Source organism: Streptomyces sp. NPDC020898 (genome assembly GCF_044333925.1).
GTDB lineage: Bacteria > Actinomycetota > Actinomycetes > Streptomycetales > Streptomycetaceae > Streptomyces.
Genome location: NZ_JBIRRV010000001.1, coordinates 1346364 through 1361595 on the forward strand (window position 1 = coordinate 1346364; position 15232 = coordinate 1361595).

Consider the following 15232-nt stretch of genomic DNA (forward strand, 5'->3'; position numbering starts at 1 on the left):
GTGACGCGCGTCACGTAAGGAAGTTGTGAGGTTTAGAACAACCCTTTGTGCTCGTTCCTGGTCATGTCTGCGAACACATCGACCACTCCTGCCTCTGAGGTTTGCATGAAGCTTCGTCGTTCGCTGGCCCTCGCTGCCGCGACAGCCGCCATCGCCCCGGCCGTCCTGCTCGCGGCTCCGGCCGCGTACGCCACGGACGGCAGCCCGTCGCCGACGGTCAGTGAGTCGACCCCGGCCGAGGAGGAGTCCACGCCCCCGGCGGACGACACCACGCCGACGGCCCCCGAGTCGACCCCGGCCGAGAGCGAGTCCCCGCCGGCCGAGGAGGAGCCCAGCCCGTCCGCCTCCGACTCCACGTCGCCGAGCGCCTCGGTCAGCGCCTCGCCCAGCGCCTCCGCCTCCGTGTCGGCCTCGCCCTCCGCCTCCGCGTCGACGACGTCCTCGCCGGGTCCCGTGGAGTGCGCGGAAGGCGAGGAGGGCGAGGACATCGGGTTCGACGACGAACTGCACACCGGCCTGTCCGGCCTGCCCTCGAAGATCGTCGCGGGCAGCGGCTTCCACGGCTTCAAGCTCGACGTCGAGAACACCGGCAGCCACAGCTACCAGCGCGTCGACCTCGGCGTCTTCGCCGGCCAGATCGACGAGGAGGACTTCTTCCTCGACACCAGCTACCTCACCCTCCAGTTCAAGGACCCGTCCACGGGCAACTGGACCGACATCTCCCTCGACGGGGAGGACGAGGGCGCCGGCTACCTCGGCTACACCGACATCAAGGCCAAGGAGTCCTTCTCCGTCGACCTGCGCCTGTCCGTGGACAAGAAGGCCCCGGCCGGTCTCGGCTTCGCCATCAGCATCGGCATGTACGCCGACGACGAGGGCAACTGCGTCTACTCCGGCGGCGAGTACTACGAGTTCGACATCCTCGCCGCCGGATCCGAGCCCGGCGATGTGGACGACTCCAAGCCGCAGGGCGGCAGCGACCCCCTGCCGGCCAAGCCGGCCGGCGACACGCAGATCGACCCGCAGGGCAGCCTCGCCAGCACCGGCGCCGGCTCCATGCTGCCGGCCTTCGCCCTCGCGGGCGGCGCCGCGGTCGCCGTCGGCGCCGGCGCGGTCTTCCTGGTCCGCCGCCGCAACGCCGGTGGCGCCGGTACGGCCGCCTGACCGTCGTCCCCACCCGAAGGGGCCGCACCTGCCATCAGCAGGTGCGGCCCCTTCGCCGTGGTCCTCGACTCAACCGGCGTAAATGGGTGGGCAGTCGGTCCTCAGATCCGGAAGACATCGAGGAAGGAACTCCAGAACCCCTTCTTCCGCTGCTCCTGCCGGGCCGCCGGGGCCTCCGCCGGCTGCGGGGCGGGCCGGTGGGCCGGCTCGGTCGCCGCGGGCATCGGGGCCTGGTTCCTCATCGCCGCCGCCATCCGGGTGGCCGGCGTCGGGCTGAACCGCACCGGGAGCGCGGACAGCGCGCGGTGGAAGGGGCCGGGGCGCCACATCAGGCTGTCCTGCGGGACCGCGAGGGTCAGGTCGGGCAGCGCGTTGAGGATCTTCTCGATCGCCGTCAGCGCGATGACCAGGGCCGGGTCCTTCGCCGGGCAGGCGTGCGGACCCGCGCCGAAGGCCAGATGAGCACCCTTGCTGGCCATCTGGCGGGCCTCGTTGAGGGCCGGGTCGCTGTTGGCGGCGGCGAAACTGATGACGACCGGGGTGTTCGCGTCGACCGGTACACCGCCGAGGTCGACGTCCTGCATCGGGTAGTGCGTGGCGTAGTTGGCGATGGGCGGGTTGTTCCACAGCACGTGGTCGATGGCTTCCTCGACCAGCATGCCGCTGCCACGCTCCGACGAGGTGTCGGACAGCAGCAGGAGCAGGGAGCTGGCGATGAGGTTGCGCTGCGGTTCGAGGCCCGCGCCCATCAGCACGATCAACTGGTCCCGGAGTTCCTCGTCGTTGAGGCCCGCGGGGTGCTGGATGAGCCACGAGGTCACGTCGTCGCCGGGCTCGCGGCGCTTGAGCGTGATCAGCTCCTGGAGGCAGGTGGCGACCTGCTCCATGCCCTTGAGCGCGTCGTCCTGGCCGTCGAACATGGCGGACATGCCGGTGGTGAGGCGGTCACCGATGTCGGCCGGGCAGCCGAACATCTTGTTGAACAGCAGGAGCGGGATCAGCCGGGCGTAGTCGTTGAGGAGGTCGGCGCGGCCCCGCTCGCTGAACTGGTCGATCAGGTAGTCGGCGATGGGCTCGACGTCCCGCCGGATACGGCTGATGTTCAGCTTGGCGAGACTCTCGGTGACGGCCTTGCGCAGCCGCAGGTGCACCGCACCGTCGGTGAACAGGACGTTGGGCCGGTACGCCATCATCGGCAGGACGGGGCTGTCGAGGGAGATACGGCCCTCGTTGAGCGCTGCCCAGCGGCGCGAGTCACGGGCGAACAGGGTGGTGTTCTGCAGCACCCTGAGGGCCATCTCGTGCTGGACGACGAGCGTGGCGTCCACGCCCGGCGCGAGCTCGACGGGGGCCGCCGGACCGTGGGTGCGCAACTGGTCGTAGATGCGGTGCGGTTCGGCGGCGAAGTCGGCGCCGTGCATGGGGCATCTGGCGGGAGCGCTCGGCGTGGCACCCGCGTGCTGTATGTCCATGGAGGTTCCTTTGGGTTCCCCTCGCCTCGCGGCGGGGGACGGGGGTGAGGAAAAACCTTGTGCGCGGCCCATGCCCGGACCCCCTGTCCGGGCCCCTTGTGCGGGGAGGGGCCGGACGAGGGAGGGACCGGGCTCAGGCCGCGCGGGTGAGCAGGTGCTGGACGAGGGCGATCAGTGCCCCCGCGGACGACTTCGGGTCCCTGGCGTCGCAGTAGACGACCGGGGTGTCGGGCAGCAGGTCGAGGGCCTCGCGGATCTCGTCCTCGTCGAACTCGCCGCCCTCGGCGTCGAAGGTGTTGACGGCGATGGCGTACTCCAGGCCGTACTTCTCGACCAGGTCGATCACCGGAAACGTTTCGACCAGCCGGGACGGGTCGACCAGGAGCAGGGCTCCGAGCGCGCCGCGGGCCATGTCCTCCCACAGCTGCATGAAGCGCTGCTGACCGGGCGTACCGAACAGGTACAGCACCAGTTCCTCGCTCAGCGTGAGCCGGCCGAAGTCCAGCGCGACCGTGGTCGTCACCTTGTCCGGCGCACCCTTCAGATCGTCCACGTGAGCGGACGCCTGGGTCATCTTCTCCTCGGTGCGCAGCGGGGCGATCTCCGACAGCGAACCGATGTACGTGGTCTTGCCCACGGCGAAGTGCCCTACGACAAGGATCTTCGCGGTGGTGGTCACCGCGTCTGAGACGTAGATCGTCTCAGCCGTAGAGGGATTCGAGTCCATGCAGCACCTTTTCGATGATTCCTCTGTCGACGGACTGGGCGCGTGGGGGCGCGGCACGGCGCAGGAGATGACCCTGTTCGAATAAATCGGTCAGCAGGAGCCGGGCGACGCCCACCGGGAGCGTCAGGTGCGCGGCGACCTCCGCGACGGAGAGGTAACCGCCGCCGCACAGCTCCCAGATGGCCCGTACCTCGGGGCTGGCGCCGAGCGGCACGTCCCGGTCCGGAGCCAGGGTGACCAGGGTGTGCAGGGACAGGTCGTCAGCGGTCGGCAGGCTGCGGCCGCCCGTGATGACGTACGAGCGGACGAAGTCGCTGGTGACCGTGACCGGAGCTTCCTCGCCGTGCGCGTTCATGCGTCCGCACCGGCGTTCTGACGCGGCGGGGTGGTCATCGCCTTCCCGAGCGCCCCCACCTGCTGCTGCATCCGGAACGACATGGCCTCCATGTCGACGTCCAGGGCGGCCGACACGGCGAGATAGGCACCGCTGCCGGCGGCTATCAGGAAGATCCAGCCGCCGTCGTACTCGATCAGCGTCTGCTTCCACAGGCCGAGCCCGAAGCCGACGAAGGGGGCGACGGCCCGGCTGAGGGACTGCATCGAACTCATCGCGGCGGCGTTGGTCTCCGCCGCGTCGCGTTCGATGTCACTGGACCGTTCGAGCAGCAGGCCGTCGGCCGAGACGAGGATCGCGTGACGGGCACCGCGCACCTGCAGCACATCGTTCAGCACCCACGACAGATCGGGATTCACTGGTCCTGTGGTCCTTCCAAAGTGGTCGTATCCCGCCCGAGCAGCGTTCCGCGCTGGAACGCACCGATACGTGAGGCCGTCACCTCGTTGTTGTGCTCCGGCTGGGCCGGCTCCGGCGGCGGTGGCACCACGGCGACCGGGCTGCCGCGCCGCCGCCGCTTGGGCAGGCCGCCCGCCGTCGTCCCGATCGGACGCGGCGGTCCGCCGGGGGTGGCCACCGGGGTGAGCCGCTGCGGGGCGACGGGAGGAGTCTCGGCCGCCTGGGGCTCGGGCTTGGCAGCCCCGCCCTCCGGCTCGGGAACGTCCGTCGTCAACAGGTTCTCTGGCAAGAGAATCACCGCCCGTACGCCGCCGTAGGGGGACACCGAATCGACAGAGACCTTGAAGCCGTACCGGGTGGCGAGCATCCCGGACACGGCGAAGCCGAACTTCGGCGGGTCGCCGAGGCTCGTGATGTCGACCGGTGCCTGCGGGGAGAGCAGGACGGTGGCCCGCGCCTTCTCCTCCGTGTTCATACCGAGGCCGGCGTCGTCGACGATCAGGCAGACACCGGTGGGTACGGCCTGGATGTTGATGTCGACGCGGGTGCCGGGCGCGCTGTAGTTGGTGGCGTTGGCCAGCAGCTCGGCGAGGACGACCGCGATGGGCTCGACGGCCCGGCTGGCCACCGAGACGTTCACCTGGGTGTTGATGGTGACGCGGTCGAAGTGCTTGATGCGGCCCTGGGCACTGCGGGCCACGTCGTACACGGAGGCGGTTCGCTCGCGGCGGCCGAGCCAGCCGCCGCACAGCACGGCGATGCCCTGAGCACGGCGGCCGAACTGGCTGTTGGTGTGGTCGATCATCATCAGGTCGCTGAGGACCTGTTCGTCGTCGCCGTACCGGCGCTGCGACTTCTCGATGATGAGCTGCTGTTCGTCGGCGAGAACCTGGAGCGTCCGCATCGCGGACTTCAGGACCGCCTTGGTGTCCTCCTCCGCGTCCTTGCGCACCGCCGCCAGGTCGTTGGCGTGCTGTGCGTTCAGCTGGGTGTATTCCGCATAGAGCCGGTCACGCTCGTTCTGTGCGGCTTCACGGGCACTCTGCAGGTCGTTGCTCTTCCTGCGGAGCGCCATATTGGTTCTCCGGGCTCGCATCACTGCGGCGACCGCAGCGACCAAGACCACGAACAAGATCCACAGTATTGGATCCTGGATCAATGACGTCATGAGACTCTCTTCAAGTCGCCTTGCGACAGGAGCAGTTGCAGTCCGCTGGGTCCTGGCCTGGAACTCCGGGCCTCGCCCGCTGGCGAACCTTACCGGCGGTTACCGGCGAACCAACTCAGCCACTCCTTCGCGATGGGGCCCTTAGAGACTGTCCCCCGTGCGCGTGGCGCGCCTCAGCCTACTGAAAGTGGGATGATCTTATCAGTCAAGGGAGCGTCAAAAAGGTTCCGCTTACGCTCACTTGGAGACCTTCACACAGGATTCGCGAACTGGTCCACGACAGTTATGGACCCGATACCGTTCCCGTCCGGACACACAAAGGCCCGCCCCCCTTGTCCTGCGGAGAGCGGGCCTGCTGACGGTCACTCAGGCGGCTTCGGCGCCCGCCTCGCACCACACCCGCAGCCGCTCGTCGACGAGCCGCTCCGGATAGTCCACCCCGGTCTCGAAGGGCTCCTCGGCAACCCGCCGGAGCTCGGTCACCTCATGACTGCGGTGGGCGGGCAGCCGCGCGAGACGACCGTCCTCCCCTACGAAGGTCCGCAACACGTTCTCGGTCTGCTGCCGCTCGTTCTGGCCGGCCTGGTCGGATGCCATGCCTGAGGTTAACCCGTGCGCTTCGAAAAGGGTGACGACCGTCTGGACGCCGTTACCAGGAGTGAGCGGGCGCGTTGTAGGGGGAGTGCGGGCGCGAGTCGTGTGCCCGCACTCATCGAACCAAAGGAGAACGTGATGTCTCGCATCGCGAAGGTAGCCGTCGCCGCTCTCGGCACCGGTGCCGTGGTGCTCGGCGGTGCCGGTATGGCCACGGCCGACGCGGGTGCCAACGCCGAGGCCGTCGGCTCGCCCGGCGTCCTGTCCGGCAACGTCCTGCAGGTCCCGGTCCACGTGCCGGTCAACGTGTGCGGGAACACGATCAGCGTGATCGGCCTGCTGAACCCGGCCTTCGGCAACACCTGCGTCAACGTGAGCGACGACGACCACAAGGGCAACCCCGGCCCCGGCGGCTACGGCAGCTGACGTCGTACGCAACCGAAAGAGCCCCGACGGTCCCACCGTCGGGGCTCTTTCGCGCCCGTACCTCGTTACGCGTACCGGTAGATCTGGCTGTGGTCCTCCAACTGGTCCGGCGTCACGTCCCACGGCGGCAGCGTCTCGTGCCGGGCCACGACCCGGTCGCGCTGCGCGTCGCCGAACTCCGGCGGCTCGGCGGGCAGATAGCGCGTGGCGCCCGCTCCGTGCCGCCGCTGCCAGCGCGACCAGCACAGGTCGACGAAGGCGTGGTGCAGCCAGAAGACGGGATCGTTGACGGAGGCGCCCCCGACCATGTGCCCGCCGACCCAGCGGTGGACGCGGTTGTGATTGCGCCAGGAACGGACGCCCCGCCCGCTCCCCCACCCTTCGAGCTTGTTGCGGAACCCCTTCGCGGACGTCGAGTTCCAGGGCGACACGTCGTAGACGGGATCGTCGAGCGCCCAGTCGAGGTCCTGCCGGGTCGGCAGGGCGAGCGGCTCGCGGGCGCGGCCGAGGTCCCGGGTGAGGAAGTCGCCGTCGGTGACGCTCTCCCGGATCGTCCAGTCACCGTGCCCACGGGCGAACGGCCCGGTCATGACCCGCTGGTCGGAGCGCCGCCCCGTACCACCGAGCAGATCCTCGCTCCAGGGCGCCGCGGTCGCCGTACGGTCCCGGGTCCAGTCCCAGTACGGCACCGTCACCGACGCGTCGACACGTTGCAGCGCCGCCTCCAGGTCCAGCAGGAAGTGCCGGTGCCAGGGCAGGAAGGACGGCGCCATGTGGGCCGTACGCAGCCCGTCCTCGCCGTCGGAGACGTAGTACTCGATGTGGGTGCGCACGAATTCGTCGTACTCGCCCCGCCGTTTGAGTTCGAGCAGCGCCCCGACGAACCGCCGCCGCTCGCCCCGCGTCAGCGTGCTGACGTCCTTACGCGTGTACGCCACGACCGCCCCCTCCCCCGCCGGCGACCGTCAACCGCCGCCCGGGCCCCAGCTCGTCGACAGCCGCACGGGCCGCCTCCAGGGGTGTGGGATACGAGCGGTAGTGGTCGACCATGCTCAGATACGTCCCGTCCGCGCGCCGCATCAGGTGCAGCGGCCGGCCGTCCACGGTGACGTGCCACCGCCCGTCGCCGGGGGCGCGCAGGACGTGGGCCAGGTGGTCGCGGTGGTCCGCGCCGGCGCCGGTTTTCGTACCGCGCAGCCGACGGCCCCGGTATGTCTCGTCGAAGGACGACACCTCGTCGCCCGCCTCCCGCCGGGGCCACACGGCGGCGACGACCGGCACCACGGCCAGGGCGAGGGCCGACGCGCACAGGGCGCGCAGCGCGTCCCGCCGCGTTCCGGTACGGGCACGGGGACCCGGGGGGCCCTGCGGCACTCTGCTGACGAACAACGCTGTCTCCCTGTCACATGGTTCGGTTCGTTCGGTAGCGGCGACCGCCCGGTGACCGGGCCGGGTGCGCAACCCCGGGCCCAGAGGGTCCAGTTCTCAGGGTTTCGCCCCAACGCCCCTTACAGGGAGCCGAGTCCGAGGGCCGCCGTCGGAGCGGTCTGCAGCAGCGGGGTCAGCACGGCGGCCTCGGGCTCCTTGAGCGTCGGCAGGCCGAACACCTCGGGGTTCGGCGCGCTCAGCGGGGTGTCCACGGACAGGCCGGGGGTCAGGGTCCGCAGGTCGGCCGCGGGGACGCTGAGACCGGCCTCGTCGAAGCCCTTCCCGATCACCTGCGGCAGCGGCGTCTCGGCGGACAGCCCGGGCAGCGCGGCACCGAACGGCACCTGCGGCAAAACGGACGCGGGGATCAGCCGGCCCTCGACGTACCGCGGCCCGTCGGGCACACCCGGCGTGGCCAGCGGCAGCTCGCCACCGACCTTGGGCAGCTGGACGTTGAGGGACTTCTCGACACCGTCCAGCGGTACGGGGACGGGGACCGTGTCCGCCGCGACAGCGGGGGCCGCGGCGCCCATCGCCGCCGCCACGCCGGTGAGGACAGCGGCGGCAAGGGTTCGAGTGGTCGACTTCATGGCAGGTGCGGTCCTTTACGGGAATCGGGGTGTAGTCCTTACCGCGTAACGATCCTGGGATGCGCATCAGCTCAAGATTCCCCCGAGTGGGGCAATAGTCGGCCGATCAGTCCGGTCGGACGGATCGGCCGAGCGCTGTCCGGGCCGGTCTGCCGGCGGCCCTCAGCCGCGCAGTTTGCGGGCCGGGAGGATGACGTGGGCCGCGGCGGTCAGGGTCTCCTCGGCGCCCGCGAAGGCGGCCAGCGTCTCCGGCTCGACGACCTTGCCGGGCTGGGCCTCGGGCCAGGCGCGGGTGGTGAACACGAGGTAGGCGAAGCCTCGTTCGGCGACCGCGGTGAGCCACTCCGGGGGCGGGGTGCACTGGGCGTTGAGCTGCGGCATGTTGACGACGGCCGAACCGGACTCGACGAGCAGGGTCACCGGCAGGCTCGGCCGGGTGGAACCGTCGACGATGTCGCCGCCGACCGGCAGACCGGTGTTGGCCAGGAGCTGCTCGACGGCGACGGCCGAGGCCTCCGGGCCGCCCTCACCGTCCCCGAGGGAGTAGGCGAGGAGGTAGGGCATGTGGCCGTCGGGGGCGTCACCGCTCCACGCCATGACGACGAGCGTGCCCAGGTCGGCGATGCGGAAAGGGCGCGTTTCGCTTGAGGTTGAGGTCACCGCGGAACCTTATCGGCGCGTATTGGTGCGCCCGGCCGCGTTCTCACTCGACCGGGGGATTTCTCGCCGGGTCTCCACACGAAAGAGGGACGGTACTCGAACAGCACGAAGGACCGATTCCGCGCGACGGAACCGGTCCTTTCGATTTCCCGCTCAGCCCTGGAGGGGGAGGCCGCCGAGCAGCCCGCCGTTCGAGTTGAGGGCGGTCGTCGCGCCCTTCACCGTGCTGAGCGCCGACTCCTTGTTCTCGGTGTCGAGCGCGTTCGACTGCTGCTGGAGCGGCTGCAGCTGCTGTACGTCGAGGGGGCCCTTGGTGAGCGTGTTCACAGCGCCGTTGAGGCTGGTGGGCGTGAGGTCGGCGGTGTCGTAGGCGAACGCGGGCGCGGCGGCTCCGGCGATGACCAGGGACCCGGCAACAACAGCGGCAGCCTTCAGGGACTTCATCGTGTTCCTTTCTTCGGCAACTCATGTCACCAGAGAGAATTCTGTCGCCGTGCCTAACGAGCCCCCGTCGCGGCGGAAACCCCGTACGCAGAAAATTTCTGCGGCCTGCAGCCATCAGGAATGCAGGATGCAGGATGCGGAATGCGTTCAACGGATTGACGCACAAGCGCAATTGGCGCACGGGCAGAAGAACAGCCGTTGTGCCGACCGGTGAGGGTCGGCACAACGGCTGGGGTGGCGACTGCTTCGCCTCAGTACCGCCCCGGCTTCAGCGGACCGGCAGCGGCGGTACGGGCACCGGCAGCGGCGGCACCTCCACCGGCAGCTTCGGCAGCGCCGGCAGACCGGCCAGGTCCGGCGCCGGCAGCCCGCCGCCGAGCAGCGTGGCGGCGAGGAGACCGACGAGGCTGGTCACCACACCGGTGACGGCCGGCACCACCTGGGCGACATCGCCGGAGGTGACGGCCTTGAGCAGCGTGTCGACCGCCTTCTGGAGCGCGACGAGCGCGTCGGCCTTGATGTCGAACGGACCCTTGACCGCCTTGGCATCCGCGGCGCCCTCGGCGTTCTTGAGCGCCGGGGTGGTCGGCACGGCGGGCGTCTCAGGGAGGGCCGGGGTGGTCGGCACGGCGGGCGTCTCAGGGAGGGCCGGGGTGGTCGGCACGGCGGGCGTCTCAGGGAGGGCCGGGGTCGCCGGGGCCTCCGGGGTCGTCGGCAGGGCCACCGGCGGTACCGCCGGTGCCGCGGGTGCCGCCGCCGAGGCCGCCGCGATGGCCTCCTTCACGGCGTCACCCAGCTTCGTCGCCTCGTCCAGCGGAAGCTGGCCGTTGTCCGCCTTGAGCGTGGCGGTCAGCAGATCGGTGACGGGTTTGAGCACGCCACCCACGTCGCCCAGTGACTTGACCTGCGCCAGGAGCGCGTCGGCGTTGGGCACGGGCGCCTGGGAAACCGCGTGGCCGCGCTCGCGGGCCGCGTCGCCGTCGGCCGCCAGGGCGACCGGTGCGCCTATTCCGAGCAGGAGGGTGGCGCAGAGTGCGGTGGACGCGATACGCCGTGCGGGCAGAGCACGCATGGAAGTTCCTTTCGGTGGTGCGGTGATGCATCGGGTGATGTGCCCACCGTCGAATCCACCGTTGCCATCTGCAACCGGTCGCGCGCACAAAGTGACGAACCGTCGGCTCGGTCCCGTGCGTCGTGCCTGGTGAGGCCCCATGTCAAGGTCTCCCCTGCGAGTTGGCCGCCCCTCCCCCCATTCGGGGCAACACCGCAAACGCGAACCGGCCGCCCTCCCTGGAAAGGAGGACGGCCGGCAGAAGGGTCCGCGCCGACTACGTCAGTCGTTGACGCAGGTGTTGCCGAACGCCGGGTTCAGCAGACCGATGACGTTGATGGTGTTGCCGCAGACGTTGACCGGGATGTGGACCGGAACCTGCAGGACGTTGCCCGACAGGACGCCCGGGGAGTGGGCAGCGACGCCGTGCGCGTCGCTGTCGGCGGCGGCGACACCGGCGGTACCCGCCACAGCGGCGACGGCAACGGTGGAAAGGGCAAGGCCCTTCGCGATACGCGACATGGAGAAGTGCTCCTTGGAAGTTGTTCACAAACATCCGGGCGGGGATGCCCGGTGCTGTGTCAACGCGTGGCGCGCGCCCAGGTTGTGCCGCCAATGGGGTGATCTCTCGGATCACCCTGCTTGACGGTTCCGACACAGTTGCCATGTTTCACCAATAAATACGCATAGCGGCTAGAGTGACGCACCGTCCCACAGTCACCCCAAAACCACCCAAAACCCCCTCCCCGCGCCCGTTCACAGCCCCTGCGACGCCTCCCGATCCCTTCGGATTACCGGATCGCCACCGGAATCCGTCGCGTGAAACAGACCGGGAGCGCACGCGGCACATAAGTGATGTGCAGATTTTCCGTCCGTCCGCTGGTCGATTTTTCTGTCTGTCCGTCGGTCCACGACCTTTTCCCCGAAAGGGCAACGCCGGTCATGCGCATTTCTCCGGGCCTTCTGCTGCGCCGTGCGATGGTGGGCGTCTTTGCCCTCGCCGCGATCTGGACTCCGGGAGGTACGGCGACGGCCGCGCCACCCGCCGACGAGGAGGCGGAGCGCCTCGCGTTCGCCCAGCGGTACCGGGCGCTCCAGCACGGCGGGATCGTCCGCGCGGCCAACACGTCCATCAGCTGCCGCGCCACCCTCGGCACCTGCCCCGGCGTCCGCAACGGCGAGACCCCGGCGGTCAACGGTGACCTCGACATGTTCTACGTCGATGTCGACACCGATCCGAACACGTACAACTCCAGCCGTGCCGAGGTCCGGGTGCCCGAGGGCGGCCGGGTCTCGTACGCGCGGCTGTACTGGGGCGGCAACCTCAAGGTGGGTGAGCAGAAGCCGCCGAAGGACAACGGGCGGGTGCTGGTCGCCGAGCCCGGCGGCGAGTACAAGGAGCTGCTCGCGGACTCGGTCGTCGGGCACCGGGTGGCGGGCGGCGCCGACGCCTTCCAGGCCTCCGCCGACGTCACGAACATGGTCCGGGAGAGCGGTTCGGGGCTGTACACGGTCGCGCAGGTGAACGTGGCGATGGGCAGATCGGCGACCGGAGCGTGGGGCGGCTGGACGCTGGTCGTGGCGTACGAGAACGCGGCGGAGCCGCTGCGGCACCTCGCCGTGTGGGACGGGTTCGACGCGTTGGGGGCGCGCGAGGGTGACGGTCCGTTGGTCCGGTTGGGCGAACTGGCGTTCCCGGCGGGCGCGAACGGGCGCGCGGGTCTGGTCGCCTACAACGGGGACCGCGGGAGCACCGGCGACTCCCTGACGGTGTCCGCCGCGGGGCGCACAACCGCGCTCGGGGACGCGGCGAACCCCACTGACGACGTGCTGAACTCCACGATCGGCGGCGCCGTCTCGGAGCGCGTTCCGGCGTACTCGAACACCCTCGGCTACGACTCCGACGTGTTCGAACTGGGTACGGCGCTGCGGCGCGGCGGTGACCAGCTGGCCTTCCGGCTCGTTTCCCAGCGGGACGCGGCGTGGGCCGGCGCACTTTTCGTCGCCGTCGACGCCCGGCAGTAGGCCGAGGCGCGTCCAACGCCGCCACCCGTGAGCGAGGAAACCGCGCATGCAACTGTCAGCACCCGACCCCCGGCCACGGGTCCTGCACGTCACCCAGCCGGTGGACGGCGGGGCCGCCCGGGTCGTGACGGACCTGGCTCGGGCCCAGCTCGCCGCCGGTCTCCATGTCACGGTCGCCTGCCCGGACGGCGGCGGCCTCGCCCCGCAGCTCCGGGCGCTCGGCGCCGACGTACACCCCTGGCACGCGACGCGTGCGCCGGGGCCCTCGCTCCTCGGGGAGGTGCGGCGGCTCGGGCGAGTGGTCGAAGCGGTGCGGCCGGACGTCGTGCACGCGCACAGCGCCAAGGCCGGGCTCGCCGCCCGGCTGGCGGTACGGGGGCGGGTGGCGACGGTGTTCCAGCCGCACGCCTGGTCGTTCGAGGCGGTCGGCGGATCCACGGCGGCACTGGCTCTCAAGTGGGAGCAGTGGGGAGCGCGTTGGGCCTCCCGGGTGGTGTGCGTCAGCGAGGCCGAGCGGACGACGGGCGAAGATGCCGGGATCGCCGGGCAGTGGCGGGTCATCCCGAACGGGATCGACACCGAGCGCTTCCACCCGGCTGCCGTGCACCCCGTACGGGCCGGGATTCCGCTGCTCGCGGACGTCGATCCGGCCGCTCCGCTGGTCGTGTGCGTGGGACGGCTGTGCCGGCAGAAGGGCCAGGACGTGCTGCTCCGGGCCTGGGACACGGTCGTGGAACGGGTGCCGGGGGCGCGGCTCGTGCTCGTCGGGGACGGGCCGGACGCCGAGCGGCTGCGGGCGCTCGCCCCTGACTCCGTGCTGTTCGCGGGGGCCGTCGCCGATGCCGTCCCCTGGTACCGGGCCGCCGATCTGGCCGTCCTGCCGTCACGGTGGGAGGGCATGGCGCTGGCGCCGCTGGAGGCGATGGCCTGCGGGCGGCCGGTGGTCGTCACCGATGTGGACGGTGGACGCGAGAGTCTGCCGGCCGCTCTCGTACCGCGCTGCCTGGTGCCGGCCGAGGACCCCGCCGCGCTGGCCCGGACCGTCACCGAACTGCTTCTCGACCCGCCGCTGCGCGAGTCGCTGGGTCGGTTGGGGCGCCGGCACGTCCTGTCCGCGCACGACGTGCGGCACACCGCCGAGGCCGTCGCGGGCGTGTACCGCGAGCTGATCACCGCGTACGCCGTGCGGCCCGTACGCGCCGAGTACAGGGAGTCCATCCACTCGTGACTGCGGAAAGTACCGTCCCCTCCCCCGGCGGTGGGCCGCGGGAGCACAGATTCTCGAAAGCGTCGGCCGTCTCGGTGTTCCCGCCCAGAGGGGCGGCCGACGGCTTCAGATTCCCGGCCGGCCGGCGCCCCGCGCTCCGGCCGGCCTCCCCGCTGCCGCTGCTCGCCGTCGACTGCGCGGCCGCTCTCCTCGGCGCCCTGGCGCTGACCGAGCCACAGCGCCATCCCTTCCTCGTGGGCGCGCTGCTGCTCGGCGTGGTCGTGCTGAACGCGCGGGCCTCGCTCTACCTGCCCGAGTCGATGCCCGCGTTCCTCGACGAACTGCCCGCCGTCTGCGGCCGGATCGCGATGGGCTGGCTGGCGCTCGCGGCCGTGGTCGGGACGTACGCGCCCGCCGACGCGCTGGCCGTACGGACCCTCGTCCTGGGCTGCGCGGCGCAGACGGCGACGAGTGCCGCCGGGCGGGCGACCGTGCACTGGTGGCGGCGGCGGGCGCTGCTGCGCCGCCCGCACACGGCCCTCGTCATCGGCCCGGCCGGTACCGCCCGGCACGTGGCCGCCGCGTTCCTGCGCCACCCGGCCTGCGGGGTACGGCCGGTGGGGCTGGTCACCGACCACCCGGACGGCGGGGCGGGCCTGCCCGTGCTGACCACCGGCGAGGAGGTCCAGCGGGCGCTGATCCAGAACGGTGTGCGGGCCGTGCTCGCCGTCCATCCCTCCGTACGGGCCGAACAGGGGCCGCTGCTGCGGGCGTTGGCGGAGTCGGGCTGCACGGTGTGGGAGATCGACGCCGAGTCGCCCTCGTACGAGAACGCCGAGCGGCTCGCCGGGTTCTCCTGCCGACGGCTCGCGATGGCGCCGGACCGGCCGGGCAGCATCGGCAAGCGGCTGCTCGATGTGCTGGTCTCCGGGGGTCTGCTGCTGCTGATCTCGCCGGTGCTGCTGCTGTGCGCGGTGGTGCTGCGGCTGACCGGTGGGCGGGGTGTGGTCTTCAAGCAGGAGCGCATCGGCAAGGACGGGCGGCCCTTCACCCTCCTCAAGTTCCGCACCCACCGTCCGGTCGACGAGATGGAGTCGGCGACCCGCTGGAGCGTCGCCGACGAAGGGCGGATGAACTGGTTCTGCCGCTTCCTGCGCCGTACCTCGATGGACGAGCTCCTCCAGCTGTGGAACGTCTTCTGGGGCGATATGAGCCTGGTCGGGCCGAGGCCCGAACGCCCGTACTTCGTCGCCAAGTTCAGCCAGACCTACCCCGGCTACGCGGCCCGCCACCGGATGCAGACCGGCATCACCGGGCTCGCCCAGATCCACGGTCTGCGCGGCGACACCTCGATCGAGGACCGCTGCCGGTTCGACAACGCCTACATCGACAACTGGTCGCTGTGGCAGGACATCTGCATCCTGCTGCGCACCGCCGCCGCGCTCGTCCGGCCGACAGGAAGTTGAGCGCACGTGAGCAGCCA

Annotated in this window: 18 protein-coding genes; 5 read left to right on the forward strand and 13 right to left on the reverse strand. The window is 70.8% G+C overall.

Features of this window, described 5'->3' with window-relative positions; genetic code table 11:
* The first annotated feature begins 105 nt into the window (after positions 1-105).
* Positions 106-1164: an LPXTG cell wall anchor domain-containing protein gene (locus ACH4TV_RS05845; RefSeq protein WP_398394559.1), complete on the forward strand. Its 1059-nt coding sequence runs from the start codon at positions 106-108 to the stop codon at positions 1162-1164.
* 101 nt (positions 1165-1265) lie between these two features.
* Here the strand turns inward: ACH4TV_RS05845 and ACH4TV_RS05850 are convergent, their stop codons facing one another.
* The 6 genes from ACH4TV_RS05850 to ACH4TV_RS05875 form a co-directional block, all read right to left on the reverse strand.
* Positions 1266-2585: a cytochrome P450 gene (locus ACH4TV_RS05850; protein ID WP_398395382.1), complete on the reverse strand. Its 1320-nt coding sequence runs from the start codon at positions 2583-2585 to the stop codon at positions 1266-1268.
* Positions 2586-2769: 184 nt separating this feature from the next.
* Positions 2770-3363 (reverse strand): GTP-binding protein, encoded by a 594-nt coding sequence (locus ACH4TV_RS05855; RefSeq protein WP_398394561.1) that lies wholly within the window; start codon positions 3361-3363, stop codon positions 2770-2772.
* The gene (locus ACH4TV_RS05860; protein ID WP_398394563.1) at positions 3338-3718 is read right to left on the reverse strand and encodes a DUF742 domain-containing protein; all 381 of its coding nucleotides are present in this window, start codon (positions 3716-3718) and stop codon (positions 3338-3340) included. Before ACH4TV_RS05860 ends, ACH4TV_RS05855 begins: the two co-directional genes overlap by 26 nt.
* Positions 3715-4116 carry a roadblock/LC7 domain-containing protein gene (locus ACH4TV_RS05865; protein WP_319090109.1) on the reverse strand — a complete coding sequence of 134 codons (402 nt, stop codon included), beginning with the start codon at positions 4114-4116 and terminating at the stop codon, positions 3715-3717. Before ACH4TV_RS05865 ends, ACH4TV_RS05860 begins: the two co-directional genes overlap by 4 nt.
* On the reverse strand, positions 4113-5324 hold the full coding sequence (locus ACH4TV_RS05870) for an ATP-binding protein (RefSeq protein WP_398394565.1): 1212 nt from the start codon (positions 5322-5324) through the stop codon (positions 4113-4115). The genes ACH4TV_RS05865 and ACH4TV_RS05870 overlap by 4 nt, the downstream gene beginning before the upstream one ends.
* A 366-nt stretch (positions 5325-5690) precedes the next feature.
* On the reverse strand, positions 5691-5921 hold the full coding sequence (locus ACH4TV_RS05875; protein ID WP_398394567.1) for a DUF2087 domain-containing protein: 231 nt from the start codon (positions 5919-5921) through the stop codon (positions 5691-5693).
* Between the two features lie 135 nt (positions 5922-6056).
* Here ACH4TV_RS05875 and ACH4TV_RS05880 point away from each other — a divergent pair, with 135 nt between their 5' ends.
* A complete protein-coding gene (locus tag ACH4TV_RS05880) occupies positions 6057-6344 on the forward strand; it encodes a chaplin (protein ID WP_398394568.1) in 288 nt (95 codons plus the stop codon).
* A gap of 65 nt (positions 6345-6409) precedes the next feature.
* Here ACH4TV_RS05880 and ACH4TV_RS05885 read toward each other — a convergent pair whose 3' ends face one another.
* From ACH4TV_RS05885 to chpG, 7 genes are all read right to left on the reverse strand, one after another.
* The gene (locus tag ACH4TV_RS05885; RefSeq protein ID WP_398394570.1) at positions 6410-7282 is read right to left on the reverse strand and encodes a tyrosinase family protein; all 873 of its coding nucleotides are present in this window, start codon (positions 7280-7282) and stop codon (positions 6410-6412) included.
* Positions 7266-7733: a tyrosinase family oxidase copper chaperone gene (locus ACH4TV_RS05890; protein WP_398394572.1), complete on the reverse strand. Its 468-nt coding sequence runs from the start codon at positions 7731-7733 to the stop codon at positions 7266-7268. The genes ACH4TV_RS05885 and ACH4TV_RS05890 overlap by 17 nt, the downstream gene beginning before the upstream one ends.
* 119 nt (positions 7734-7852) lie before the next feature.
* The gene (locus ACH4TV_RS05895) at positions 7853-8362 is read right to left on the reverse strand and encodes a hypothetical protein (RefSeq protein ID WP_398394574.1); all 510 of its coding nucleotides are present in this window, start codon (positions 8360-8362) and stop codon (positions 7853-7855) included.
* A 162-nt stretch (positions 8363-8524) separates the two neighbouring features.
* The gene (locus tag ACH4TV_RS05900) at positions 8525-9022 is read right to left on the reverse strand and encodes a DUF5949 family protein (protein ID WP_398394576.1); all 498 of its coding nucleotides are present in this window, start codon (positions 9020-9022) and stop codon (positions 8525-8527) included.
* A 153-nt stretch (positions 9023-9175) separates the two neighbouring features.
* On the reverse strand, positions 9176-9466 hold the full coding sequence (locus ACH4TV_RS05905; RefSeq protein ID WP_398394578.1) for a hypothetical protein: 291 nt from the start codon (positions 9464-9466) through the stop codon (positions 9176-9178).
* Between the two features lie 268 nt (positions 9467-9734).
* A complete protein-coding gene (locus ACH4TV_RS05910) occupies positions 9735-10538 on the reverse strand; it encodes a hypothetical protein (RefSeq protein WP_398394580.1) in 804 nt (267 codons plus the stop codon).
* Between the two features lie 261 nt (positions 10539-10799).
* Positions 10800-11039 carry a chaplin ChpG gene (gene chpG, locus ACH4TV_RS05915; protein WP_398394581.1) on the reverse strand — a complete coding sequence of 80 codons (240 nt, stop codon included), beginning with the start codon at positions 11037-11039 and terminating at the stop codon, positions 10800-10802.
* 420 nt (positions 11040-11459) lie between these two features.
* Here chpG and ACH4TV_RS05920 point away from each other — a divergent pair, with 420 nt between their 5' ends.
* The 3 genes from ACH4TV_RS05920 to ACH4TV_RS05930 are packed head-to-tail and all read left to right on the forward strand — an operon-like array spanning position 11460 to position 15215.
* On the forward strand, positions 11460-12542 hold the full coding sequence (locus tag ACH4TV_RS05920) for a DUF3344 domain-containing protein (protein WP_398394583.1): 1083 nt from the start codon (positions 11460-11462) through the stop codon (positions 12540-12542).
* Between the two features lie 46 nt (positions 12543-12588).
* Positions 12589-13770 carry a glycosyltransferase gene (locus tag ACH4TV_RS05925; protein WP_398394585.1) on the forward strand — a complete coding sequence of 394 codons (1182 nt, stop codon included), beginning with the start codon at positions 12589-12591 and terminating at the stop codon, positions 13768-13770.
* Complete coding sequence (locus ACH4TV_RS05930) at positions 13767-15215, forward strand: exopolysaccharide biosynthesis polyprenyl glycosylphosphotransferase (RefSeq protein ID WP_398394587.1); 1449 nt, start codon at positions 13767-13769, stop codon at positions 15213-15215. The genes ACH4TV_RS05925 and ACH4TV_RS05930 overlap by 4 nt, the downstream gene beginning before the upstream one ends.
* The last annotated feature ends 17 nt before the right edge of the window (positions 15216-15232 follow it).

What these genes read in the sequence shown, in the direction of transcription:
- ACH4TV_RS05845 (WP_398394559.1), top strand. Translation starts at nt 106, where the DNA reads ATGAAGCTTCGTCGTTCGCTGGCCCTCGCTGCCGCGACAGCCGCCATC.
- ACH4TV_RS05850 (WP_398395382.1), bottom strand. Translation starts at nt 2,585, where the DNA reads ATGCACGGCGCCGACTTCGCCGCCGAACCGCACCGCATCTACGACCAG.
- ACH4TV_RS05855 (WP_398394561.1), bottom strand. Translation starts at nt 3,363, where the DNA reads ATGGACTCGAATCCCTCTACGGCTGAGACGATCTACGTCTCAGACGCG.
- ACH4TV_RS05860 (WP_398394563.1), bottom strand. Translation starts at nt 3,718, where the DNA reads ATGAACGCGCACGGCGAGGAAGCTCCGGTCACGGTCACCAGCGACTTC.
- ACH4TV_RS05870 (WP_398394565.1), bottom strand. Translation starts at nt 5,324, where the DNA reads ATGACGTCATTGATCCAGGATCCAATACTGTGGATCTTGTTCGTGGTC.
- ACH4TV_RS05875 (WP_398394567.1), bottom strand. Translation starts at nt 5,921, where the DNA reads ATGGCATCCGACCAGGCCGGCCAGAACGAGCGGCAGCAGACCGAGAAC.
- ACH4TV_RS05880 (WP_398394568.1), top strand. Translation starts at nt 6,057, where the DNA reads ATGTCTCGCATCGCGAAGGTAGCCGTCGCCGCTCTCGGCACCGGTGCC.
- ACH4TV_RS05895 (WP_398394574.1), bottom strand. Translation starts at nt 8,362, where the DNA reads ATGAAGTCGACCACTCGAACCCTTGCCGCCGCTGTCCTCACCGGCGTG.
- ACH4TV_RS05905 (WP_398394578.1), bottom strand. Translation starts at nt 9,466, where the DNA reads ATGAAGTCCCTGAAGGCTGCCGCTGTTGTTGCCGGGTCCCTGGTCATC.
- ACH4TV_RS05910 (WP_398394580.1), bottom strand. Translation starts at nt 10,538, where the DNA reads ATGCGTGCTCTGCCCGCACGGCGTATCGCGTCCACCGCACTCTGCGCC.
- chpG (WP_398394581.1), bottom strand. Translation starts at nt 11,039, where the DNA reads ATGTCGCGTATCGCGAAGGGCCTTGCCCTTTCCACCGTTGCCGTCGCC.
- ACH4TV_RS05920 (WP_398394583.1), top strand. Translation starts at nt 11,460, where the DNA reads ATGCGCATTTCTCCGGGCCTTCTGCTGCGCCGTGCGATGGTGGGCGTC.
- ACH4TV_RS05925 (WP_398394585.1), top strand. Translation starts at nt 12,589, where the DNA reads ATGCAACTGTCAGCACCCGACCCCCGGCCACGGGTCCTGCACGTCACC.